The sequence below is a fragment of the Bradyrhizobium sp. USDA 4452 genome (assembly GCF_054063575.1).
In genome coordinates this window covers 3,851,667-3,874,842 of record NZ_JBSSGK010000001.1, presented here as the reverse complement: position 1 = coordinate 3,874,842, position 23,176 = coordinate 3,851,667, and the positions used below count along the sequence as shown (strand labels likewise).

The window sequence follows — 23,176 nt, the reverse complement described above, 5'->3', positions numbered from 1 at the left end:
ACCGATCAGGCCGGCCGCGCGTCGGCGTGTTCGCCCAAAAACGCTTCAACTTCAGTACGTTGCGGTGCGGCATAAGCGCCCCCGAACCGGGTGCATTTCAGCGCTGCAGCGGCCGAGGCAAAGCGCAGCGCCTGCCGCAACTCCTGCTTCTCGGTGATGGCGAGGGCAAAGGCCCCGTGGAAGACGTCGCCGGCGCCCAGCGTGTCGACGGTATGGACCGGGAAGGCCGGCGTCTCCTCGAGCCCACCCTTCTCGTTCAGCCAGATCGTGCCCTGCGGGCCGCGGGTGCCGGCCAGGAAGGAGGGGGTGAGCTTGGCGAGCTTCTGCAGCGCCTGGCCGTCGTCGGTGACGTCGGCGGTCTGCTGCAGCGGCTCGCTGGAGAACACCAGGTGCGAGGAGGCGGTCAGCAGCCCTTCCCGCATCGACATCGCGCGGTCGACGTCGACCACCACGGGAATGCCGCGCTTGACCGCCTCGGCGCACAGCTCGGTGCAGAACGGCGCGCAGCGGCTCTCGGTCAGGATCGCCGCGCAATCCTCCAGCAATAGCTCGGTCGGCGGCAGCTTGACCTTCCAGAGCTCGGGATCGCGGAAGGTGACGATGGTCCGCTCTCCGGTGTCGTCGATCATGATCGCCGAGATCGGGGTGACCAGGTCCGGCATGTGGATCAGGTGGTTGGTCTCGATGCCTTCTTCGGCCATCTTGTCGAAGATGTAGCGGCTCGAGGTCTCCCGCGAATCGCCCATCGGTCCGCAGATCGAGGCGCGGCCGCCGAGCCGGACGATGCCGATCGCGGCATTCAGCGCGTTGCCGCCGCAGATCTCGTCGAAATGGGTCGCGTTCTCCTTGGAGCCGCGCGCCGGAACATTGACGCGGAAAGTCAGGTCGCGCACCGGCAACCCGATGCAGAGGATGCGGGGCGGGACTTTCGGGGCGCCGTCTTGAAAATTCATGCAGGGGTCCGTCGCAATGGTTCCGTCAGCTGCTTCAAACTTGTCCGGAATAAATCGACAGAACGATGTCCGGTTCCCGCTATTGGTCCAATGGATTTCGGTGGTGCACCCAGCGGCCGAGCAAATGATGGGCAATCGCGAACGGATGCGGGCCGGCGAGGCCATCGGGATGCTGGCGCTTGAGCATCAGCGTCGCCTCCGCATGGTCGAACCAGCGTGCATCCTCGAGCTCGGTGCGGTCGACCACGATGTCCTCGTTGGTCGCACGCGCCGTGCAGCCGATCATCAGCGATGACGGATAGGGCCAGGGCTGCGTCATGTAGTAATTGACGTCGGTGCAGCGGATGCCGGACTCCTCGAAAATCTCGCGCCGCACCGCGTCCTCGATGGTCTCGGCGGCCTCGACGAAGCCGGCGAGGCAGGAATACATCCCGGGCATGAACTGCTTCTGCCGGCCGAGCAGCACCTTGTCGCCCGAGGTGACCAGCATGATCACGACCGGATCGGTGCGCGGAAAATGCTCGGCCTTGCAGCTCGGGCATTCACGCTTCCAGCCGCCGTCCTTCATCGCCGTGCGGGTGCCGCAGTTCGGGCAGAAGCCGTGGCGCTGATGCCAGGTCACCATCGATTTCGCCATCGCAATGGCCGACAGCTGCTCCGGCGGCACCACGCCCTGCATCGCCATGCCGCGCAATTCGGTGATGGCAACGTCGCTGCGTCCGACCAGCTTCTCGGCGGCCTGCGGCGCAATTCCCATGCCGAAGATCGGCGCGGCATCGCGGAGCCCCAGGAAGATCGTGCCGGGATTGGCGCCGAAGCCGCGCGCCTCCTCCAGCGAGAGCAGGGCGCGAGCCCCGCCATCCTCCTGCTTCACGACCAGCGAGTCGCGGTAGATCACATAGGCGCGCGCCTCGCGATGGCCTTCGAGCGCGAACAGTTTTTCGTCATTGCTGCGCAGATGTGCGGCGCGGTCCAGCGCATGGGTGACGAAGGCCGGCTGGCCGAGCGGAAATGAATCGGATGCGGACATTGAAATTCAACCCAACCAGATCTTGCGGCGAAGCGCGCTGATGAAATTCTGCACTTCCTCGGCGTCATGCGCCAGCGGCGGCATCACGCCCCAAACGGGACGCGGCCATGCAGCGTCGCTGGTACGGCGCGCGATGATGTGGACGTGAAGCTGCGGGACGAGGTTGCCGAGGGCGGCGACATTCAGCTTGTCGCATTTGGTGACCTCTTTCAGGGCCCGCGAGACGCGGGTGATCTCGGTCATCAGCTGCGCCTGCTCGACCTCGTCGAGGTCGATGATCTCGACCGCGCCGTCGCGCCGCGGCACCAGCAGCAGCCAGGGATAATGCGCATCCTTGATGACGAGCACCTTGCACAGCGGCAGGTCGCCGATGTCGATGGTGTCTTTGTTGAGCTGCGAATGCAGCGACCAGTTGGAGGCGGGCATGGAGGGCAAATAATGCCTTTCCCTGTTCCCAGACAAGCCCCACAAAGCCAGCCCTACAAAGCCGGTCAGGCCGCTTGCTTTCCGGCGGTTTTGGCCCCAAATAGGGACCGGGAGATTGGCGGTGGACGAGCCACTCGCCAACCGGGTCAGGTCCGGAAGGAAGCAGCCCTAACGAGGTCCGGATCGGGTCGCTCGTCAGTCTCCTACCTGTTTTTCCGAGCGAATCGTGCTGGAATGGCGGTCTCCGCGCCCGGCGCTCGATTTCGGCTCCTATCCGCACGCCGGCCGAAGAGACAATTCCCAAGTTGCGGATCGATGCATGAATGACGCTGGCGACCCCTCCCAACCGTCCGACGGCGCAGGCAAGGCAAGCCTTGACGGCGGTTTTGACTTGGGCGGCGCGCCGGATGCGGCCAAGCCGTACCGGGTTCTCGCCCGCAAATACCGCCCCTCCAGCTTTGAGGATCTGATCGGCCAGGAGGCCATGGTGCGCACCGTCTCGAACGCGTTCGAGACCGGGCGGATTCCGCAGGCCTGGATCCTGACCGGCGTCCGCGGGGTCGGCAAGACCACCACCGCCCGCATTCTCGCCCGCGCGCTGAACTACGAAAAGCCGGACGGCTCGGTGAAGGGGCCGACCATCCACATGCCCGACCTCGGCGTGCACTGCCAGGCGATCATGGAAAGCCGGCACATGGACGTGCTGGAGATGGACGCAGCGTCCCACACCGGCGTCGACGATGTCCGCCAGATCAATGACAGCGTGCGCTACGCGCCGGCCAGCGCGCGCTACAAGGTCTACATCATCGACGAAGTCCACATGCTGTCGACGGCGGCCTTCAACGCCTTCCTGAAGACGCTGGAGGAGCCGCCGGAGCACGCCAAGTTCGTGTTCGCCACCACCGAAATCCGCAAGGTTCCGATCACGGTGCTGTCGCGCTGCCAGCGCTTCGACCTGCGCCGCGTCGAGGCCGACGTGCTGATGCAGCATCTCGGCAACATCGCAGCCAAGGAAGGCGTCGAGGTCGAGCCCGAGGCGCTCGGTATCATCGCGCGCGCGGCCGAAGGATCGGTGCGTGACTCGCTGTCGCTGTTCGACCAGGCGATCGCGCATGCCGCAGGCAATGTGAAGGCCGATGCGGTCAGGCAGATGCTCGGCCTTGCCGACCGCACCCGCGTCATCGACCTCTTTGATTCGCTGGCGCGGGGCGATATCGCCAGCGCCTTTGCCGAATTCCGCGCGCAATATGACGTCGGCGCCGATCCGGTCGTGGTGCTGTCGGATCTCGCCGAGTTCGTCAATTTCGTCACCCGCGTGAAGTTCGTGCCGGCAACGGCCGACAATGTCGCGTTCGGCGAGACCGAGCGGGTGCGGGGGCGTGAATACGCCGCAAAACTGTCGACGCGGGTGCTGTCGCGGATGTGGCAGATGCTGCTCAAGGGCATTGCCGAGGTGCAGACCGCGACGCGCCCGGCCGCCGCCGCCGAGATGGTGCTGGTGCGGATCGCCTATGTCGCCGACCTGCCGACGCCGGATGAGGTGATCCGGATGATCGAGCAGAACGGCGGCGGCGCGGCCCTCGCGACGTCGGGCTCCGCCGCATCGTCAGCGCCGCGTGGCGCACCTGGCTCGACGATGTCGGCGATGCCCTCAGTGCCGGCGCGCGCGCCGCAGGCGGCACCGCGTGCCGATCTCGCCGCGCGCCCGCAGATGGCGGCTCCGGTCGCCGATGCCGCGCCGGCGCTGCGGATATCAAGCTTTCCACAATTGATCGCGCTCGCCGGCGAGAAGCGCGACATCATGACCAAGAGCGCGCTGGAGGCCGACGTGCGGCTGGTCCGCATCGAGGACGGCCAGCTCGAGATCGCACTCGAGCCGAAGGCGCAGCGCGCGCTCGTCACCGATCTGCCCCGCAAGCTCGAACTATGGACCGGGCGGCGCTGGACCGTGATCATCTCCAACGCGGCCGGCCAGCCGACCGTGCGTTCGCAGAACGAACTGGCGCGTAGCGAGCACCAGCGCGCTGCGGAGGCCGATCCGCGCGTGCAGGAGGTGCTGGCGCGCTTCCCCGGCACCAAGGTGGTCGAGGTTCGCCGCCTTGCCGCCGAGGTTCCGGTGGCGGATGGGACCGGCGAAGATCCGATTGAAACTTCCGACAGCGACGACGATTGATCTGATCATAAGGATGCACGCATGGCTGATTTTCTCGGCATGATGAAGCAGGCAGCGCAGCTGCAATCCAAGATGCAGGAGATGCAGGAGCAACTCGGCAATGTCGAGGTCGAGGGCATTTCCGGCGGCGGCCTGGTCGCGGTGCGCATGACCGCGAAGATGGAAGTCAAGAGCATCAAGATCGATCCGTCGCTGATGAAGCCGGAGGAGCGCGAGGTGCTCGAGGATCTCTTGGTCACCGCGCATGGCGATGCCCGCCGCAAGGCCGAAACCGCGATGCAGGAAAAGATGATGGCGCTCACCGGCGGGCTCGGCCTGCCGCCGGGATTTGGTCCGACCTAAAATGGCTGCAAGCGTTGCCGGCCCCGAAATCGAACGCCTGATCCAGCTGCTGGCGCGGCTGCCGGGCTTAGGGCCTCGTTCGGCGCGGCGCGCGGCGCTGCATCTGATCAAGAAGCGCGAAGCGCTGATGACGCCGCTCACCGCGGCGCTGCAGGTCGCGATCGACAAGATCCAGGTCTGCAAGACCTGCGGAAACATCGATACACAAAACCCCTGCACGGTGTGCACCGATCCGCGCCGCGATCCCTCGATCATCGTCGTGGTCGCCGATGTCGCCGATCTCTGGGCGCTGGAACGCGCCAATGCGACCAATGGCCGCTATCACGTGCTCGGCGCAACGCTATCGCCGCTCGACGGCGTCGGTCCGCAGGATCTCACCATCGATCAGTTGGTGGCGCGCGCGCATGCGCCTGAGGTCAGCGAGATCATCCTCGCCTTGAATGCGACCGTCGATGGCCAGACCACCGCGCACTACATCACCGACCTGTTGTCGGAGGCCAATGTGCGGGTGACGCGGCTGGCGCATGGCGTGCCTGTTGGCGGCGAGCTTGATTACCTCGATGAAGGTACGCTATCGGCAGCCATGCGGCAGCGGACGCTGTTCTAGCACGCGATCCGGCTGCCGGACGCGGCGGTGTTCGCCAGGCGATCCGTCACAAGTCGAAAAGATCGCATTGAGACAAAATGATAGGGTGGATGACGATTCGGGGACGGTGATCCACGCTCTGACGAATTAAATACGGAACCACTGCAAATGACGACACACCGATTCGGCGTACGCTCGGGCTTTGCGTTCTCGGGCATTGCGTTTCTTGCGGCGATCTTCGCCGCGTCCGGCGCGCTCGCGCAGCAGAGCGACGCGCCACAGAAGCCCGGCAAGATGATCCACGCCGGCGACGTGCTGTCGGGGGAACTCGGCGTCATGAAGGTGCGCGACAACAAGAACCGCGGCAAGCGCGTCGCCACCTACCAGATCACCAGCGAGCCGCGCCGCCTGCCGCCGCCGAACGGCCTGTGCAATCTCGAAACCGGCCCTGAAACCTTCCAGCTCGTTCCAACCAACGACGCCCAGGCCGCGCAGCTCAAGAGCCTCTCCGGCAAGGCGATCTCGGTGAAGGTCGACGAGGTCACCTGCGCCAAGGACGCCGGCGAGATGAGCGAAGCCATCGTCACCAAGTGGAGCGTGGTGGCGAAGTAGGACCGCGCCTGTAGCCCGGATGGGAGCGCAGCGACGTTTCTTCTCCTTCCCCCTGCAAGGGGGAAGGTCGGGATGGGGGGCCGCCGCGAGCGACGCTGGGCGTGGAGAGACAAGATCCCCACCCGCTTTGCTCTGCGAGCAAAGCGACCTCCCCTTCAAGGGGAGGTTTGAGAGACTGCAATCCTGCGGCCGTTCCGTAGCCCGGCTAAACCCTCACCGGCCCCAGCTCATCGAAATGTCCGCGCCGCTGCAGCCAGGCGAGCAGGACCAGGCTCGGGATCGCGACCAGCACGCAGATCACGAAGAACATCTGCCAGCCGACCGCCTTCGCCACATAGCCCGCGCCCGACGACATATAGGTTCGGCCGACCGCTGCGAGCGCGGTGAGCAGCGCGTACTGGGTCGCGGTGTGCAGCGGATTGCGGCACAGCGCCGACAGATAGGCGACGAAGATCACGGTGCCGATCGCGCTGGTGAAATTCTCCGCGGTGATCGCAAGTGCCAGCGCCCATTGATCGACGCCGACATGCGCAAGCCAGGAGAACGAGAGGTTGGCGACCGCCTGCAGCACGCCGCCGATCCAGAGGCTGGTCGCCAGCGAATAGCGCCGCGCCACGAAGCCGCCGGCGAAGCCGCCGATCAGGGTCGCGGCAAGCCCGACGCCCTTCACGATCGCCGCGTAATCGACCTTGGAAAAGCCGATGTCGATCACGAACGGCGCGGTCATGGTGCCTGAAAATGCGTCGGTGAACTTGAACAGCACTACGAAGGCGAGCGCCGCGAAGGCGTCCTTGCGGCTGAGGAATTCGGAGAACGCACCGAGCGCCGCGTGCACCACGCGCTCCGCAGCGTTCTGCGCATGCGTCGCCGCCTCCGCGCCCTTCGATTGCGCCGGCTCTGTGGCCGCCAGCGCGGTGACGATGCCGATCACCACCAGCGCGGCCATCACCACATAGCCCCACATCCAGGCCGACGGGCGCGCCACGCCGGCGGACTCGAAACCGCTGACGATGAACAGCGCGCCGGCGGTCGAGACCAGCATGCCGATGCGATAGGCCGCGACATAGGACGCCATGCCGGCGGCCTGCTCGCTTTCCGGCAGGCTCTCGACGCGGAAGGCATCGACCACGATGTCCTGCGTCGACGAGGCCGCGGCGACCAGCAGCGCGGCGAACGCCGCGAACCATGGTGATCGCGCCGGGTCGGCCATCGCCAGCACCAGGATCGCCGCGATCAGGAGCAGCTGCGAGAACAGCAGCCAGCCGCGGCGGCGCCCGAAGACCTGCGTGAACAGCGGCACGTGCAGCGCATCGACCAGCGGCGCCCACAGGAACTTCAGCGTATAGGGCGTGCCGATCAGCGCCAGCAGCCCGATGGTGCCGAGATCGACCCCGGCCTCCTTCATCCACACCTGCAGCGTCGAGCCCGACAGCGCCAGCGGCAAGCCGGACGAGAAGCCGAGCAGCAGCACGATCAGCACCCGCGGCTGCAGGTACACCGCGAAGCTGTCGCGCCAGGAGGTGGGGGGCGGAGCGGCCTTTTCCGGTGGGGGCGCAGTCGCTTCGGGTGCGGTCATGAACTTCTGTTAGCAGATTCGAGCCGCAAAGACGGTGTCAGCTGAGCTTATGCCTACTCCCCTGCCTGCAGCTTGCGCGGGGCGGGGAACAGCTCGGACGTGCTGCCCTTGACGAAGCGCGGCACCTCGATCGGGGTCTCGGACTTGCTGAAATCGAGTTCCTCGATGCGGCCGGCGCGCTTTTCGATCTTGTCGGCGGAGATCAGGATCTGCCTGACATCCTCGTTGACCTGGCCGAAATGGGTCTGCAGCTTGAGCACACGCTCGCGCAGGCGGCCGAGGTCGTCACCAAGGTGCATCACCTCGTTGCGGATCTGGTCGGCGGCGTCGCGGATGCGGGCGTCCTTGAGGATCTGCTGCATCACCTGGATCGCCAGCATCAGGAGCGAGGGCGATACCAGCACGACACGGGCGCGATAGGCCTTCTGGATCACGTCGTCGAAGCCGTCATGGATTTCGGCATAGACCGATTCCGACGGCACGAACATCAACGCGGTGTCCTGGGTCTCGCCCGGGATCAGATACTTCTCCGCGATGTCGCTGACATGCTTCAGCACGTCGGCGCGCAGCCGCTGGCTGGCAAATTTGCGTTCCTCGTCGCTGCGCGCATCGTGCAGCGCGGTCATCGCTTCCAACGGAAATTTCGCGTCGATGCAGAGCGGGCGCTGGTCGGGCAGGAACACCACGCAATCCGGCCGCTTGCCCGACGACAACGTGTACTGGAACTCGAACGAGCCTTTCGGCATGCCGTCCTGCACGATCGCCTCCATCCGCGCCTGGCCGAACGCGCCGCGCGATTGCTTGTTGGCGAGCACGTCGCGCAACGTCGTCACCTGGGTGGTGAGCTCGTTGAGGTTCTTGTGGGCGTGGTCGATGATGCCGAGCCGCTCGTGCAGCACGCGCAGCGAATCCATCGTGTTGCGGGTGGTCTGTTCCATCGATTGGCCGACCCTGTGGGTCACCGAATCCAGCCGCTCATTGACCGCACGGGCCATCTCGGCCTGGCGGCCGGCCAGTGCCTGCCCCATTGCGTCGACTCGCCCGGAGGCCTCGCTCTGGGCCCGCAGCATGTCGGCCAGCCGCTCCTCCAACTCGTCGGCGCGAATGGCCTGTGCCATCGCGAGTTCCGCGCCGCGCCGGCTGGCGCGCGCGATCACTACGGCGATGGCAAGCAGCAGGATCAGCGCCAGCGCGCCAAGGCCGACCAATGCGTCGGAGACCCGGATCGGGAGGTCGCCAATCGTGAGCAGAATCTCGTTCATGCCGTCAGTTGTACCCGATTCGGCGCCACCATCGAACGAAAAGGGAACGTTTATGGTAAACACTCCCTCAAATCTCCTGGTTAACACCGCCTGAAGAAACGTGGTTGAGGCCGTCTTAACCGGTTCCCGAACGCATTGACCGCATCAGGCCCGCGGCTTAAATCGCCGCCATGGCATTACGAGAAATCATCATCCTGCCGGACAAGCAGTTGCGTCTGGTGTCGAAACCGATCGAGAAGGTGACGCCGGAGATCCGCAAGCTCGCCGACGACATGCTCGAGACCATGTATGACGCGCCCGGCATCGGGCTCGCGGCGATCCAGGTCGCGCAGCCGCTGCGGCTGATTACCATGGACCTCGCCAAGCGCGACGAGAACGGCGAGACCACGCCGCAGCCGCGGGTATTCATCAACCCGGAGATCATCTCGCATTCGGAAGAGCTGTCGGTCTACGAAGAGGGTTGCCTGTCGATCCCCGAATATTACGAGGAGGTCGAGCGCCCGGCGCGGGTGCGCCTGCGCTTCACCGACCTCGACGGCAAGCTGCACGAGGAGGATGCCGAGGGGCTCTACGCCACCTGCATCCAGCACGAGATCGACCATCTCAACGGCGTGCTGTTCGTGGACTATTTGTCGAAGCTGAAGCGCGACCGCGTCTTCAAGAAGTTCGAGAAGGCCGCCAAGCGCGCGGCGGAGTGAAGCCGATTATCAGTGCTGCCTCATACTCGATCGGCCCTCTCCCCCCTTGCGGGGGAGAGCTGGAGAGAGGGGTAGCCACGAGCACCGACCATGGGGCTCACCCCTCTCCCTAACCCTCCCCCGCAAGGGGGAGGGAACGCATCGAGTTCTGGTCATGCCTCTTCGCCTGATCTTCATGGGCACGCCCGATTTCGCGGTGCCGACGCTGCTGGAGCTGGTGGCCCATGGCCATGAGGTCGTGGCGGTGTATACCCGCGCGCCGAAGCCGGGCGGCCGGCGCGGCCTGCAATTGCAGCCGACGCCGGTCGAGCAGGAGGCGCGCCGCCTCGGCATTCCCGTGCTGACGCCGAAGACCCTCAAGACTCCGGAAGCGCTCGACGAATTTCGCGCGCACGACGCCGATGCCGCCGTCGTCGTCGCCTATGGCATGATCCTGCCGCAGGCGATCCTGGATGCGCCGAAGCTCGGTTGCTTCAACCTGCATGCTTCGCTGCTGCCGCGCTGGCGCGGCGCCGCGCCGATCAACCGCGCCATCATGGCGGGCGACGCCGAGAGCGGCGTGATGGTGATGAAGATGGATGTCGGCCTCGACACCGGCGACGTCGCGATGGCCGAGCGGCTGCCGATATCAGACAGCATGACGGCATCCGACCTGCACGACGCGCTGGCGCCGCTCGGCGCCGATCTGATGGTGCGTGCGATGGGCGGGCTGCAGCGCGGCGGCTTGCAGCTGACCAAGCAGAGCGAGCACGGTGTCACCTATGCCGCCAAGATCGAGAAGGCCGAGGCGCGGATCGACTGGACGCAGCCGGCGCGTGCGGTGCTGCGCCACATCCACGGGCTGTCACCGTTTCCGGGCGCCTGGTGCGAACTCGCGGGCGAGGGTGAGCCGGTGCGGCTGAAGATCCTGCGCTGCGAACTGGCGAAAGGCTCGGGCGCGCCGGGCGATGTGCTCGATGATAATCTTGCGATCGCCTGCGGCGACGGCGCGATCCGAATCCTCGAACTGCAGCGCGCTGGCAAGGCGCCGATGAAGGCGGCGGATTTTCTGCGCGGCACGCCGCTGAAGCCGCCTGCGCGGCTCGCCTGATGCCTCGCTACAAGCTCACCATCGAATATGACGGCACGCCGTTCTCCGGCTGGCAGATCCAGGATACCGCGCCGACCGTGCAGGGCGCGCTGGAGGCGGCGGTCAAGGCGATCTGCGGCGAGGACGTGCGCGTCCATGGCGCCGGGCGTACCGATGCCGGCGTGCACGCCCGCGGCCAGGTCGCGCATTGCGACATCGCCAAGCAGTTTCCGCCCGGCCGCTTTCGCGACGGGCTGAATGCGCATCTACGGCCGAATCCGATCGCCGTGCATGCAGCCGAGATCGTATCGGACGATTTCGAGGCGCGGTTCTCGGCGATCAAGCGGCACTATCTCTATCGCATCGCCAACACGCGGGCGAACCTCGCGCTCGACATCGGCCGGGTCTGGCGCGTGCCGCGCGCGCTCGATGCTGGCGCGATGCACGAGGCCGCGCAGCGGCTGCTCGGCAAGCACGATTTCACCACCTTCCGCGACACCGAATGCCAGGCCAGATCGCCGGAGAAGACGCTCGACCAGCTCGACGTCACGCGTGAGGGCGACGCCATCAACATCGTGACGTCGGCGCGCTCGTTCCTGCACAGCCAGGTGCGCTCGATGGTCGGATCGCTGGTCTGGGTCGGCGAGGGTCGCTGGAGCGCGGACGATCTCTTCGGTGCGCTCGCCGCCCGCAACCGCGCCGCCTGCGGCCCCGTCGCGCCGCCGGACGGGCTCTATCTGATGCGGGTGGATTATTAGGCGGTCGCCTTACACGCTGTATCTGGTGCGGATGGCCTGTTAGTGGCCCCAATCCCTACGGTGCATGGGGTTGTTTTCGATGTTTTGGTCCAGCCGGGCGGCTGGCCCTATGCAAAATACCGGTCCAGCACGCCGCGATAGATCTTGGTCAGCTTCTCGAGGTCGGCCACCGGCGTGCGCTCGTCGATCTGGTGCATGGTCTGGCCGACCAGGCCGAACTCGATCACCGGGCAGTAGCTCGAGATGAAGCGTGCGTCCGAGGTGCCGCCCGAGGTGGAGAGCTCCGGCTTGCGGCCGGTGACCTCCTCGATCGCGGCGACCGCGAGATCGGTGAACGGGCCGGGCTGGGTCACGAACACGTTCGAGTTCGACGGTTGCCAGTCGATGTGGGCGCGGATGCGGTTGCCGCAGGCTTTTGCCAGCCGCGCATCGACCAGCTGCCGCAGGCTCTCCTGGGTGTGGTTGTCGTTGTAGCGGATGTTGAACTTGGCCCGTGCCTGGCCCGGGATCACATTGCTCGCGGTGTTGCCGACATCGACCGTGGTGAATTCGAGGTTGCTGGCCTGGAATTGCGCGCTGCCGTGATCGAGCGGCTCGTCGCTCAGCGCCACGATCAGCCGCGAGATATCCGGCACCGGGTTCGAGGCGCGGTGCGGATAGGCGACATGGCCCTGCACACCGTCGACGACCAGTGTGCCGGATTGCGAGCCGCGCCGGCCGATCTTGATCATGTCGCCGAGCACCTCGACATTGGAGGGCTCGCCGAGCACGCAATGGTCGAACTTCTCGCCGCGCTCGGCGCACCATTTCAGCAGCTTGACGGTGCCGTTGATCGAGACGTCTTCCTCGTCGCCGGTGATCAGGAAGGAGATCGAGCCGTTTGGCTTGCCATCGTGGTCCTTGAGATACTGCAGCACCGCGGCGACACTGCAGGCGATGCCGCCCTTCATGTCGACGGCGCCGCGGCCGTAGAGATAGCCGTCCTTGACCTCGCCGGAGAACGCGCCGAGGGTCCACGCCGCCTCATCGCCGGGCGGCACCACGTCGGTGTGGCCGGCGAAGGTGATATGCGGCACTGATGAGCCGATGCGGGCATAGAGATTGTCGATGTCGGCGGTGCCGGGCTCGGAGAACGTCACGCGGTGGACGTCGAAGCCAGCGCTTTTCAGCAAATTTTCGAGCACGGCAAGCGCGCCGGCGTCGGCCGGGGTGACGGAGCGGCAGCGAACCAGATCGCGGGTAATCGAGACAGCATCACTCATGCGCCTCGCATAACACGTCACACCGCGGCTGGACCAGCGTTGTGCGGCATCATTCGAGCTCGCCCTGCTGATCCCAGCCCTGCGTGGAGTGCGACCCGCTGTCGCGGTCGCTGCCTCGCCGCACATGGATTATTCCAAGAGTGACGGGATAACGACTCGCCGTGGCGTTCTTAGTCCCGCAGCAGCTCGTTGATGCTGGTCTTGGCGCGGGTGCGCTCGTCGACGCGCTTGACGATCACGGCGCAGGCGGTGGCGGGTCCGGGCTGGCCGTTCTTCAGCGGCTTGGCGGGCAGCGTGCCGGGAACGACGACGGCATATTCCGGGACCTCGCCGACGAAGATCTCGCCGGTCTCGCGATCGACGATCTTGGTCGAGGCGCCGAGGAACACGCCCATCGACAGCACCGCGCCCTTGCGCACGATGACGCCTTCGGCGACCTCGCTGCGCGCGCCGATGAAGCAGTCGTCCTCGACGATCACGGGCTCGGCCTGCAGCGGCTCGAGCACGCCGCCGATGCCGACGCCGCCGGAGATGTGCACGCGCTTTCCGATCTGGGCGCAGGAGCCGACCGTCGACCAGGTGTCGATCATGGTGGCTTCATCGACATAGGCGCCGAGATTGACGAAGGAGGGCATCAGCACGACGTTGCGGGCGATGAAGGCCGAGCGGCGCACGATCGCGCCGGGCACGGCGCGGAAGCCGGCGTCGCGGAAGCGGTTCTCGCCCCAGCCCTCGAACTTCGAGGGCACCTTGTCCCACCACGAAGCCTTGCCCGGGCCGCCGGCGATCTGGCCCATGTCGTTGAGGCGGAACGAGAGCAGCACCGCCTTCTTCAGCCACTGATTGACCTTCCACTTGCCGCTGGCCTCGCGCTCGGCGACGCGGGCCTCGCCCTTGTCGAGCAACTCCAGCGCGTGGTCGACGGCTTCGCGTACCTCGCCCTTGGTCGAGGTCGAGATGCCTTCGCGGGCGTCGAACGCGGTGTTGACGGTGGTTTCGAGGGCGGACAGCGACATCGGGACAATCCTTGGGCGTATCGGGGATATGACGGGAATTTTGCATGGCTTTTTCGGAATTTGGGGCCGCCGAGTCAAGGCATACTCGGCTGCCGGCGGAGCAGCCTCTCTGCGCCTTCGCCGGGACGGCGTGGGGGAGAGGTCAGGGCCTCAGCCGCTGCAAGAAGCCGGTGAGATCGTCCGTGACGTGGTCGACATGCGCCGCGTCGCGCCCCTCCAGCTCCCAGGTCTCGCGGACCACCTCCTGGCTGCCGTCGGGCACGACGAGCACGGTGGTCATGCCGAGCTCATGCGGCACCACCAGATTGCGCGCAAGGTCCTCGAACATCGCAGCCTTTGACGGATCGACGTCGTGCAGCTTCAGGAACTTCTGGTAGGTCTGCGGCGCCGGCTTCGGCTCGAGATCGGCGGCGATGATGTCGAACACGCCATCGAAATGATTGGAGATGCCGAGCCGGCCCAGCACAGCGTCGACGTGGTCGACCGAGCCGTTGGTCAGGATCAGCTTGCGCCCCGGCAGTTTTGCGATCGCAGCGCCCATCGCCGGATTCGGCTGCAGCGGCGAATGGTCGATCTTGTGCACATAAGCGAGATAGTCGTCGGCCTGCACGCCGTGCTCGGTCATCATGCCGCGCATCGTGGTGCCGTAGCGCAGGTAATAGTCCTTCTGCAGCCGCCGTGCCTCCTCGGGCGAGATCTTCAGCCAGTTGCCGACGAACTCGCCGATCCGCGCATCGACCTGCTGCCACAGATTGACGTGATGCGGATACAGCGTGTTGTCGAGGTCGAATACCCAAGTCTCGACATGGCCGAAGCTGCGGGGAGTTTTAGTCATGGCTTTCTCCGCGTGTCGTCCCTGCGAAGCAGGGACCCATACGCCGTGCCTGATATTGTTGAGCAAGACGGAAGTAACCTTCGCTTGCGGACGCAGACAACTACAAAACGCCGGCCTGTGGTTATGGGTCCCTGCTTTCGCAGGGACGACGAAAGAAACGATCACGGCATCGCAAAGCGCAGCGTCTTGCCGCCGCTGGTCATGTCGATGGTGGTGAAGCCGAGCGGGGTGAGGCCGCGCGTCGTGCAGTCGCCCTGCTCGTTGACCTCGAACTTGCTGTCGCGGGTGCAGAGCTGCACCGCGCCGCCCCAGTTCAGCGGCTTGTCCTTGATGCGGATGGCACGGTTGTCGCCATCGACGGCTTCCGCGAAGGAATAGATCTGTTTCGGCGTGCCCGATACGTCGGGATGCAGGCATTTGCCGGGGTCGATGCGATACCAGCCACGGCTGGTCACCACCTTGCCGTCATCGGTCGCAACCGCGGCCATCACCTTGTGCGGCGTGTCGTTGCACCAGGTCAGCCCGGTCGGCGACGGCTTCTGCACGGCATCGACCATGGTGGTGAAGAAGTTCGGCGACTGCACGATGTCGCTGCCGAGGCCGCGGCTCTTGAGGAATGCCGAGAGCGCGCTCTGGGTCTTCGGCCCGTCGACGCCGTCGATCGGCGCCGCGTCGTAGCCTGCGATCACCAGCAGACGCTGAATGCCGGCGAGCCGCGCCTGCTCGTCGTCATACTCGCTGTCTTCGGCGAGGTAGGCGACGAGATTGCCGTCATCGGTCTGGGTCGGCGTGATCTGGGTGAACTGCGCCGGTGTCTGGCCGGAGCGGCATTGGCGTGCGGCCGCGATCACGAAGTTGTCCTGCGCAACGCAGAGCATGTCGGTGCCGTTCTGCGGGATCGGCGAGGCGCCGTAGACGCCGAGCGCGCGGGCATTGAGCAGTACGCGGTCGGCGGTCAGCGCCCCCTGCACCACGACCCGGCAGGTCGCGGGATCGATGCGGAACCAGCCGCGCGTTGCGGTTGCGGCCTTGTCGTCGATACCGATCGCGGCCTCGATCACATAGCTCATGCGGTTGCAGAGCTTGAGGTCGGCATGCGCCGGCGCCGACGAGAACAGGAACGACATCAGCGCGGCCGGCAGCGACATCGCGAGCCGCGCCCCCGGCGACCGGCGAGGGATCCTCGCCGTGTGTCCCGCGTCTGCCATTACTTGTGGATCAGCGTGCCGGTGCCCTGGTTGGTGAAGAGTTCGAGCAGCACCGCGTGCTGGGTCTTGCCGTCGATGATGACGACGCCCTGCACGCCCTGTTCGAGCGCGTAGATGCAGGTCTCGACCTTCGGGATCATGCCGCCGGAAATCGTGCCGTCGGCGATCAGCTTGCGGGCTTCCTTGATCGACAGGTCCGAAATCAGCTTCTTGGACTTGTCGAGCACGCCGGGCACGTCGGTCAGCAGCAGCAGGCGCTTGGCCTTCAGCGCGCCCGCGATCGCGCCGGCAAAGGTGTCGGCGTTGATGTTGAGGGTCTGCCCATCCTTCGAGGTTGCGAGCGGCGCCAGCACCGGGATCAGCTCATAGCCGATCAGCTGGTTGAGCAGCGTGAGGTCGACCTTTTCGGGATCGCCGACGAAGCCGAGGTCGACCGCTTTCTCGATGTGGGAATCCGGATCGACCATGGTGCGCGTCGTCTTCGACGCCTTCACCATGTTGCCGTCCTTGCCGGAGAGGCCCACGGCCTTGCCGCCGGCCTCGTTGATGTAGCCGACGATCTGCTTGTTGACCGAGCCGGCCAGCACCATCTCGACGATCTCGATGGTCGCGGCGTCGGTGATGCGCAGGCCCGCGGCGAATTCCGACTGGATGCCGAGGCGCTTCAGCATGGTCGCGATCTGCGGTCCGCCGCCATGGACGACCACCGGATTGATCGCGGTCTGCTCGAGCAGCACGATGTCGCGCGCGAACGCCTTGGCGGTGTCCTCGGCCCCCATAGCATGGCCGCCGTACTTGATGACGATGGTTTCCTCGTCATATTCCTGCATGTGCGGCAACGCCTCGGACAGGATGCGGGCCTGATCGAGCGGGCTGATCTGCTGGTCGGTCATGGGGCTGGTCTCATCGTCAGCGGAGGGACGGGCGCGGTTCTATCTGATTGCCGGGCAGGGCGCAAAGCGGGAGGGGAATTCCGGGCTGCGGGTCACGGCTGCGGCCACATGGCCGAAACCGCCAGCACCAGCCAGCTCAGGATCAGCAGCGTTCCGCCTGATGGAGCGGCCATCGGAAACAAGCCGTGGCCTGCATACTGGCGCAGCACGAGGTCGCCGGCGAACAATGACGCTGCGATGACGAAGCCAGCCGCGGACACGACGGCGAGCTTTGTATGGATGATCGCGCGCTCAGCGACCGCAATGGTCGCGATGGCGGCAGGTGCATGGAACAGCAGCATCGACGACGCGGCCGCCAGCCGCGTGGCATCAGGCAGATGGGCTGCGGCCGCCGCCAGGATCACGCCGCAGGCGCCCATGATGGCGGCAAGGCCAATCAGGAGGCGGGATACGCGGTTCATCGGCGCCGCTCCTCGATCAGGCGTACCATGGCGGCGCGCAGCTCCGGCATCCCGTCGCCGGTGCGCGACGAGGTCACCAGCACCTCGGGGAACGCAGCGGGATGCTTTGCGAGCGTCGCAATGGTGTCGGCGATGACGGTCTTGAGTTCGCCGACCTTGACCTGGTCGGCCTTGGTCAGCACGACCTGGTAGCTGACTGCGGACTTGTCCAGCGTCTTCAGTACGTCGAGATCGACGTCTTTGATGCCGTGGCGGGCGTCGATCAGCACATAGACTCGCGCCAGCGTCGCGCGCCCGAGCAGGAATTTGTGGATCAGCGCGGTCCATGACGCGACCTTGGTCTTGGGCGCCGAGGCGTAGCCGTAGCCCGGCATGTCGACCAGGCGGAAGCCCGCCTTCTCCGGCCCCTCGAAGAAGATCAATTCCTGGGTGCGGCCGGGCGTATGCGAGGTGCGAGCCAGGTTGCTACGGCCGGTCAGTGCGTTGATCAGGCTCGACTTGCCGACATTGGAGCGGCCGGCAAAGGCGACCTCGAGGCCGGCCATCGGCGGCAGCGTCTCGATCGAGGGCGAAGCCCAGATGAAGCGCCAGTCGCCGGCGAACAGCTTTCGCCCCTGCTCGATCAGCTCCGCATCAGGTTCGGCGGTCATGCGAAGTATCCCGTTTCATCGTGGCCAGGCGAAAGCCCGAAGCGCAGCCTTGGCGTAAGACGACCCGGCCATCCGCGTCAACCGGCCATCCACGTCAACGCCTTGCTGCCCTCCAATACGTCAATGCCCGGCACGAGGCCGGGCATGACGCAGTGATAGATCGGGCGCGGGAAGCTATGTTGGCTTCTTGGCGAAGGTCGACTTCAGATTGTCGAACAACTCCACCTTCACGCCGTTCTTGCGCATGATGAAGCTCTGCTGCAGCACCGAGAGCGTGTTGTTCCAGGCCCAGTAGATCACGAGACCCGCCGGGAAGCCGGCCAGCATGAAGGTGAAGATCAGCGGCATCCAGTCGAAGATGATCTTCTGGGTCGGATCCGGCGGCGCCGGATTGAGCTTCATCTGCACCCACATCGTGATGCCCATGATGATCGGCCAGATGCCCATTACCAGGTACGAGCCGAAATGCGGTCCGAGCAGCGCGATCGGATCGAACGGGATCAGCCCGAACAGCGTGAACAGATTGGTCGGATCGGGCGCGGAGAGATCCTTGATCCAGCCGAAGAACGGCGCGTGCCGCATTTCGATGGTGATGAACAGCACCTTGTAGAGCGAGAAGAACACCGGGATCTGCAAGGCGACGGGAAGACAGCCGGCGATCGGGTTGATCTTCTCCTTCTTGTAGATCTCCATCATCTCCTGCTGCTGCTTCACGCGGTCGTCAGGATAGCGTTCCTTCAGCGCCTGAAGCTGCGGCTGCACCGACTTCATCTTCGCCATCGAGGCGTAGGACTTGTTGGCGAGCGGGAAGAACAGCAGCTTCACGATCACGGTCACCAAGAGGATCGCGATGCCGAAATTGCCGACCAGGCGATAGAACCAGTCGAGCGCCAGGAACATCGGCTTGGTGATGAAGTAGAAATGGCCCCAGTCGATCAGGAGATCGAAATGGTTGAGGCCGAGCTGCTTGTTGTAGCCGCCGAAACCGACCAGCGGGAAGTTGAGGCCGACGGTGGCGGCCTCCTTCGCGCCGGCGAACAGCCGTCCAGTGGCAACGCCGGTGCCGCCGATCGGAATGGTCTGCGCGGCGAGCATGTAGTCGGCCTGGTAGCGCTTGTCGCCGGCCGTGAACCTGGCGGTCTCGAGCGTTGCGTTGGTCTCGGGCAGCAGCGCCGCGGCCCAGTATTTGTCGGTGATGCCGAGCCAGCCGTCGGTGATCTTCGAGAACACGACGCCGCGCGAGTTTCCGCCGGTCGGGGTCTTGGCCTCGTCGAGGTTCTTGTAGGTGAATTCCTGCAGTCCCTGTTCGCCGAGATAGCCGATCGGACCTTCGTGCAGGATCGCGTAGCCGGAGACCGGCGGCTTGCCGCCGCGCGAGATCAGGCCGAACGGATACAGCGTCACCGGCGCGCTGCCTTGATTGATGACCTCGTCCTTGATGCTGAAGAGGTAGCGATCGTCGATCGAGATGGTGCGGCGGAAGGTCAGGCCCTGGCCGTTCTCATATTTCAGCGTCACCGGGGTGCTCGGCGACAGGCTGGTCGATCCCTCCTGCTCCCAGACGGTTTCGGCATTCGGCGTCTTCACCGACGAGCCGTTGGCGGTCAGCCACAGGAACTCGGCATAATAAGGTTCGGCGGTGCCTGACGGAGACAGCAGCACGACGGCCGGCGATTTGGGGTCGACCGTCTCGCGGAACTGAACCAGCGATATGTCGTCGATCCGGGCGCCCTTCAGCGCGATACTGCCGATGACGCGCGGGGTCTCGATCTTGATGCGCGGGCCGGCCGCGAGCACCGTCTCGCGGCTCGCTACCGGAGCATCGCCAGCCGGCGCGCCCGGTGCCAGGGAGGGCGTCGTTGCGCTTCCCGGAGCGGCGCCGGGAGCGGCACCCGGGGTCGCCTGCGGCGCAGGCTTCAGCAACTCGGCCTGGCGCTGCGCCTCGCGCTGCTTCTCCATCTGCGGCACGTTGTAGAAGTATTGCCAGGCGATCAGGACGAGGCCCGACAGAATGACGGCAAGGATCGTGTTGCGATTGTCGGACATCTCTTAGGGTCTCGTCATTCCATTCGGATTGGGCGCGCTTTTGTTACCCGCCGCTTTTGGGGCAGGTCGGTCGAGGCGGCGCAGCGCCGACCGCAGATCGTCAATCATGGTCGCAAAGTCGCGGGTCAGCGCGTCGCGCCGGCCGACTAGCACATAATCATGGTGCGGCCGCATGAATACGGCATCGACCCGTCTTATCACTTCGCGAAGCCGCCGGCGGATGCGGTTGCGCTCGGTCGCGGTGCCGTTCTTCTTGGTGACGGTATAGCCGACGCGGATCGGACCGTGATCGTCGCGACGGCGGCCTTGCAGCACAAAAGCGGCGGTATTCGCCCGCGCGCCATTGGCAACGGCGAGGAAATCCGCCCGCTGCCTCAGCCGATCCATAATGGGTATCTCCGGAGAGGAGACGTCCGGGCTCAGGCGCTCAGGCGCTTGCGGCCACGCGCGCGGCGCGCAGCGAGGACCTTGCGGCCGCCGGCCGTGGCGAGACGGGCGCGGAAGCCGTGACGGCGCTTGCGCACCAGTTTGCTGGGTTGATAAGTCCGCTTCACGGGTAATTCTCCGCTGACCGGGCAATTTGCCGTTATATTGAGATGGAGTCCGATGATGCTGGCGGGCCCAAGCGAGCCGTTTACGGCCCCAAATGAGCCGCCCCCGGTCAAGAACCGGGCCATCGCGGACAGTTGGCGCGGCTTATAAGGGAGCGCCCTGTTTTCGTCAATGTCACAGGGCGTCGCAAAGAGGCTTCTTTGAAACGTCGCAATTGGGGCGAATATAACTGTTTTCGCGGGGTTTTTGACGGTGAGGAGCGCCTTCGGGCGTTCGGGGAACCGCCGACATTAGCGATCCGTAATTTGACCGGCTTGGGGGCCGGGCCGCATCTTCCGAACCCCTAAGCCAAACAAGGCCTTATCTTGTGGCTCTAACTGACGATCAGGCGACCGCGCAGAAGCCGCGGCCCAAGCCGCCCGTTCGGCTCGGGTTGTCGGGCAAGCTGTTGCTGCTGACGATTCCCCTGGTGATGATCGCCGGGCTCCTGATCTACGTGCCGGCGATCGCCAACTTCCGGATGAACCGGCTCAACGACCGCCTGGCAGCCGCCAACACCGCGGCGCTGGTGCTCGATGCCGCCCCCTCCGGCCTGGTGCCGGATTCGCTGGCGCGGCAGATCCTGACCAGCATCGGCGCCCGCGCCGTCGCCATCAAGCTTGGCCAGCAGCGCCGCTTGCTCGCCAGCGCCGACCTGCCGGCCTCGATCGACCATGACGTCGACATGCGGGCCATGACGGTGTGGTCGGCGATCGTCGATGCGTTCGAGATCATGCTCGAACACGGTGATCAGACCATCCGCGTGGTCGGACCTGCGCCGGGCCAGGCGCAATTCATCGAGGTCGTGATCGACGAGAAGCCGCTCAGGCAGGCGATGTACCGCTTCTCGCGCAACGTGCTGGTCGTCGCGCTTTTGATTGCCGGTCTGACCGCCGGCCTGGTCTATCTGGCGCTGCATTATCTGTTCGTCCGGCCGATGCGGCGGCTGACCGCGAGCTTGGTCGGCTTCCACGAGAATCCGGAGAGTTCGGCGCGAATCATCGTGCCCAGCCAGCGCGGCGACGAGATCGGCGTCGCCGAGCGCGAGCTGTCGGACATGCAGCGCGACCTGGTCTCGATGCTGCACCAGAAGAGCAGGCTTGCCGCGCTCGGGCTCGCCGTCTCCAAGATCAATCACGATTTGCGCAATCTGCTGGCATCCTCGCAATTGCTGTCGGACCAGCTCGCCAGCGTGCCGGACCCGCGGGTGCAGCGCTTCGCGCCGAAACTGCTGCGCTCGCTGGAGCGGGCCATCGCGTTCTGCCAGTCGACCTTGTCCTATGGCCGCGCGCAGGAGGCGGCGCCGGACCGCCGCATCATCATGGTGGAGCCTGCGGTGGCCGAGGTGCGGGAATCGGCCGGGCTGGCGACCGATGTCTCGATCACCTGGATCAGCGCGATCGAGCGCGGCCTTACCATCGACGCCGATCCGGACCAGCTGTTCCGCGTGCTGCTCAATCTGGTGCGCAACGCGGCGCAGGCGCTGGAAAGCCGGCAGGACGGCGATGGCGGTGCCCAGCAGATCCGTATCACCGGCCGCCGCGAAGGGACGGTCGCGATCATCGAGGTCTCCGACACCGGCCCCGGCGTTCCGGCCAAGGCGCGCGAGCACCTGTTCGAGGCGTTCCAGACCTCCGGCCGCCCCGGCGGCAGCGGGCTGGGCCTTGCGATCGCCGCCGAGCTGATCCGCGCCCATGGCGGTCATATCCATCTGGTCGAAGGCACCATCGGCGCCACCTTCCGGATCTCGATCCCGGATCGCCCGGTGGAATTGCTGTCGATCCGCAGCGAGCGGGCGCGGGCGTAAGGCCCCGGTATTTCGGGGCGGCCAAACTGCGCCGAAATTGGCGCTTCCAGAGCTTGCCAACTGGATCGGGAGCCTGTAGCTAGAGCGCTCTTTCGCGACGTTCCGGGGCTCCCGGAACCATGCGGGCTTCAAGCCCACCTGCGAAAATGCGCCCGTAGCTCAGCTGGATAGAGCATCAGACTACGAATCTGAGGGTCGGACGTTCGAATCGTTCCGGGCGCGCCATTTCGGCTTTTTTCGTTGGATCTTCGCGCGCGCCTGCCAAGCCAAGCAGTGGCGTTACCGCTCGCGACGATCAAATACTTGTGCAGCGCGGCGAGATTTGTTGCGTCGCAACATAGGTCATCTACATCTGCTGCTCGATTCTCACCGAGGAGCCCTTCACGTGACCAAGATTTCCCTGTCCATCGTAGCCGCCACCCTCGGGATCGCGAGCGCGACGGTCGCATCCGCTGCCGAGCGTCCGACGTTCGAAGCCGCAGGCTTGCCGATCTCGCCGGTGCAGGCTGGTGTGCTTGGCGGCGCCAATGTCCACGAGCAGGCACCGGTAGCTGCGACGTCGGCCACGCCGCATCAGCTCAGTGTTCTGACACCGCGAAGCAAGATCACGACCGCGCGCGCTTCTGTCCGGACGGACCGCGCGTTGCACTGACCGGCATAGCTGCTGGTCTCCTTCCACAAAGCCCGCCACAACGTCACGGGCTTTCTCACGTGCGAGGTCTGCAACGGCTGCCTCCGGCGCGCTTGTCGGCGTCGCGCTAGCGGTCGTCAGCTTCGCGTCGAACTCGGTCGGACGCTTGAACAACTGCAAGGCCTCGACATTGCCGACTTGCGAACGCTGCCGACGCGGCTGATGGCGAGGCGCCGCCCCGTAAAAACCCTGCTTGCGCTCGTCCGACCGTTGAGAAAAAATAAGGTCTTT

24 protein-coding genes, 1 tRNA gene and 1 other RNA gene are annotated in these 23,176 nt (G+C 65.5%); 11 read left to right on the top strand and 15 right to left on the bottom strand.

Going from position 1 to position 23,176, the window contains the following annotated elements:
- Positions 1–5: 5 nt before the first annotated feature.
- From ACVISU_RS18690 to ACVISU_RS18680, 3 genes are all read right to left on the bottom strand, one after another.
- Entirely contained in the window at positions 6–953 is a 948-nt protein-coding gene (locus tag ACVISU_RS18690) for a sugar kinase (protein WP_063695481.1), read from the bottom strand.
- Positions 954–1,032: 79 nt separating this feature from the next.
- Positions 1,033–1,983 carry an NAD(+) diphosphatase gene (gene nudC, locus ACVISU_RS18685; RefSeq protein WP_050406069.1) on the bottom strand — a complete coding sequence of 317 codons (951 nt, stop codon included), beginning with the start codon at positions 1,981–1,983 and terminating at the stop codon, positions 1,033–1,035.
- A 6-nt stretch (positions 1,984–1,989) separates the two neighbouring features.
- Entirely contained in the window at positions 1,990–2,409 is a 420-nt protein-coding gene (locus ACVISU_RS18680) for an HIT domain-containing protein (RefSeq protein WP_050406070.1), read from the bottom strand.
- A gap of 110 nt (positions 2,410–2,519) precedes the next feature.
- On the opposite strand from ACVISU_RS18680, the gene ffs reads away from it, so the two are divergent.
- The 5 genes from ffs to ACVISU_RS18655 all read left to right on the top strand — a co-directional run bounded on the left by ffs (position 2,520) and on the right by ACVISU_RS18655 (position 6,122).
- Positions 2,520–2,616, top strand: an RNA gene (ffs, locus tag ACVISU_RS18675) — signal recognition particle sRNA small type.
- 112 nt (positions 2,617–2,728) lie between these two features.
- A complete protein-coding gene (locus tag ACVISU_RS18670; RefSeq protein WP_456707895.1) occupies positions 2,729–4,582 on the top strand; it encodes a DNA polymerase III subunit gamma/tau in 1,854 nt (617 codons plus the stop codon).
- Between the two features lie 21 nt (positions 4,583–4,603).
- Complete coding sequence (locus tag ACVISU_RS18665; protein ID WP_456707894.1) at positions 4,604–4,924, top strand: YbaB/EbfC family nucleoid-associated protein; 321 nt, start codon at positions 4,604–4,606, stop codon at positions 4,922–4,924.
- 1 nt (position 4,925) lies between these two features.
- The gene (gene recR, locus ACVISU_RS18660; protein WP_028335942.1) at positions 4,926–5,531 is read left to right on the top strand and encodes a recombination mediator RecR; all 606 of its coding nucleotides are present in this window, start codon (positions 4,926–4,928) and stop codon (positions 5,529–5,531) included.
- Between the two features lie 147 nt (positions 5,532–5,678).
- Positions 5,679–6,122 carry a hypothetical protein gene (locus ACVISU_RS18655; RefSeq protein WP_456707893.1) on the top strand — a complete coding sequence of 148 codons (444 nt, stop codon included), beginning with the start codon at positions 5,679–5,681 and terminating at the stop codon, positions 6,120–6,122.
- Between the two features lie 205 nt (positions 6,123–6,327).
- Here the strand turns inward: ACVISU_RS18655 and ACVISU_RS18650 are convergent, their stop codons facing one another.
- Both ACVISU_RS18650 and ACVISU_RS18645 read right to left on the bottom strand, forming a co-directional pair.
- Positions 6,328–7,698, bottom strand: a complete 1,371-nt coding sequence (locus ACVISU_RS18650; RefSeq protein WP_456707892.1) for an AmpG family muropeptide MFS transporter — start codon at positions 7,696–7,698, stop codon at positions 6,328–6,330.
- 53 nt (positions 7,699–7,751) lie between these two features.
- Positions 7,752–8,960: a DNA recombination protein RmuC gene (locus tag ACVISU_RS18645; RefSeq protein ID WP_050406073.1), complete on the bottom strand. Its 1,209-nt coding sequence runs from the start codon at positions 8,958–8,960 to the stop codon at positions 7,752–7,754.
- 170 nt (positions 8,961–9,130) lie between these two features.
- Here ACVISU_RS18645 and def point away from each other — a divergent pair, with 170 nt between their 5' ends.
- The 3 genes from def (at position 9,131) to truA (ending at position 11,485) form a co-directional block, all read left to right on the top strand.
- Positions 9,131–9,658 (top strand): peptide deformylase, encoded by a 528-nt coding sequence (gene def / locus ACVISU_RS18640; RefSeq protein ID WP_076864526.1) that lies wholly within the window; start codon positions 9,131–9,133, stop codon positions 9,656–9,658.
- 154 nt (positions 9,659–9,812) lie between these two features.
- On the top strand, positions 9,813–10,748 hold the full coding sequence (gene fmt, locus ACVISU_RS18635; RefSeq protein WP_050406139.1) for a methionyl-tRNA formyltransferase: 936 nt from the start codon (positions 9,813–9,815) through the stop codon (positions 10,746–10,748).
- Positions 10,748–11,485 (top strand): tRNA pseudouridine(38-40) synthase TruA, encoded by a 738-nt coding sequence (truA, locus tag ACVISU_RS18630; RefSeq protein WP_050406075.1) that lies wholly within the window; start codon positions 10,748–10,750, stop codon positions 11,483–11,485. The genes fmt and truA overlap by 1 nt, the downstream gene beginning before the upstream one ends.
- Positions 11,486–11,592: 107 nt before the next feature.
- Here truA and dapE read toward each other — a convergent pair whose 3' ends face one another.
- The 10 genes from dapE to rpmH form a co-directional block, all read right to left on the bottom strand.
- On the bottom strand, positions 11,593–12,747 hold the full coding sequence (gene dapE / locus ACVISU_RS18625) for a succinyl-diaminopimelate desuccinylase (RefSeq protein ID WP_456707891.1): 1,155 nt from the start codon (positions 12,745–12,747) through the stop codon (positions 11,593–11,595).
- Positions 12,748–12,917: 170 nt separating this feature from the next.
- Entirely contained in the window at positions 12,918–13,763 is an 846-nt protein-coding gene (gene dapD / locus ACVISU_RS18620) for a 2,3,4,5-tetrahydropyridine-2,6-dicarboxylate N-succinyltransferase (protein WP_021079579.1), read from the bottom strand.
- 142 nt (positions 13,764–13,905) lie between these two features.
- On the bottom strand, positions 13,906–14,598 hold the full coding sequence (locus tag ACVISU_RS18615; RefSeq protein ID WP_050406077.1) for a pyrimidine 5'-nucleotidase: 693 nt from the start codon (positions 14,596–14,598) through the stop codon (positions 13,906–13,908).
- A 161-nt stretch (positions 14,599–14,759) separates the two neighbouring features.
- Positions 14,760–15,746, bottom strand: a complete 987-nt coding sequence (locus tag ACVISU_RS18610; RefSeq protein ID WP_456707890.1) for a DUF1036 domain-containing protein — start codon at positions 15,744–15,746, stop codon at positions 14,760–14,762.
- Positions 15,747–15,805: 59 nt separating this feature from the next.
- Positions 15,806–16,699 (bottom strand): acetylglutamate kinase, encoded by an 894-nt coding sequence (gene argB, locus ACVISU_RS18605; RefSeq protein WP_456707889.1) that lies wholly within the window; start codon positions 16,697–16,699, stop codon positions 15,806–15,808.
- A gap of 92 nt (positions 16,700–16,791) precedes the next feature.
- Complete coding sequence (locus tag ACVISU_RS18600) at positions 16,792–17,160, bottom strand: DUF423 domain-containing protein (RefSeq protein WP_456707888.1); 369 nt, start codon at positions 17,158–17,160, stop codon at positions 16,792–16,794.
- A complete protein-coding gene (yihA, locus tag ACVISU_RS18595) occupies positions 17,157–17,810 on the bottom strand; it encodes a ribosome biogenesis GTP-binding protein YihA/YsxC (RefSeq protein ID WP_063695482.1) in 654 nt (217 codons plus the stop codon). The genes ACVISU_RS18600 and yihA overlap by 4 nt, the downstream gene beginning before the upstream one ends.
- A gap of 174 nt (positions 17,811–17,984) precedes the next feature.
- Entirely contained in the window at positions 17,985–19,856 is a 1,872-nt protein-coding gene (gene yidC, locus ACVISU_RS18590) for a membrane protein insertase YidC (protein ID WP_456707887.1), read from the bottom strand.
- 3 nt (positions 19,857–19,859) lie between these two features.
- Positions 19,860–20,243: a ribonuclease P protein component gene (rnpA, locus tag ACVISU_RS18585; RefSeq protein WP_456707886.1), complete on the bottom strand. Its 384-nt coding sequence runs from the start codon at positions 20,241–20,243 to the stop codon at positions 19,860–19,862.
- Positions 20,244–20,275: 32 nt separating this feature from the next.
- Complete coding sequence (gene rpmH, locus ACVISU_RS18580) at positions 20,276–20,410, bottom strand: 50S ribosomal protein L34 (RefSeq protein ID WP_008542748.1); 135 nt, start codon at positions 20,408–20,410, stop codon at positions 20,276–20,278.
- A 365-nt stretch (positions 20,411–20,775) separates the two neighbouring features.
- Here rpmH and ACVISU_RS18575 point away from each other — a divergent pair, with 365 nt between their 5' ends.
- The 3 genes from ACVISU_RS18575 (at position 20,776) to ACVISU_RS18565 (ending at position 22,906) form a co-directional block, all read left to right on the top strand.
- On the top strand, positions 20,776–22,254 hold the full coding sequence (locus tag ACVISU_RS18575) for a sensor histidine kinase (protein WP_050406083.1): 1,479 nt from the start codon (positions 20,776–20,778) through the stop codon (positions 22,252–22,254).
- Between the two features lie 148 nt (positions 22,255–22,402).
- Positions 22,403–22,479 (top strand) — tRNA-Arg (locus tag ACVISU_RS18570).
- Between the two features lie 160 nt (positions 22,480–22,639).
- Positions 22,640–22,906 carry a hypothetical protein gene (locus ACVISU_RS18565; protein ID WP_456707885.1) on the top strand — a complete coding sequence of 89 codons (267 nt, stop codon included), beginning with the start codon at positions 22,640–22,642 and terminating at the stop codon, positions 22,904–22,906.
- The last annotated feature ends 270 nt before the right edge of the window (positions 22,907–23,176 follow it).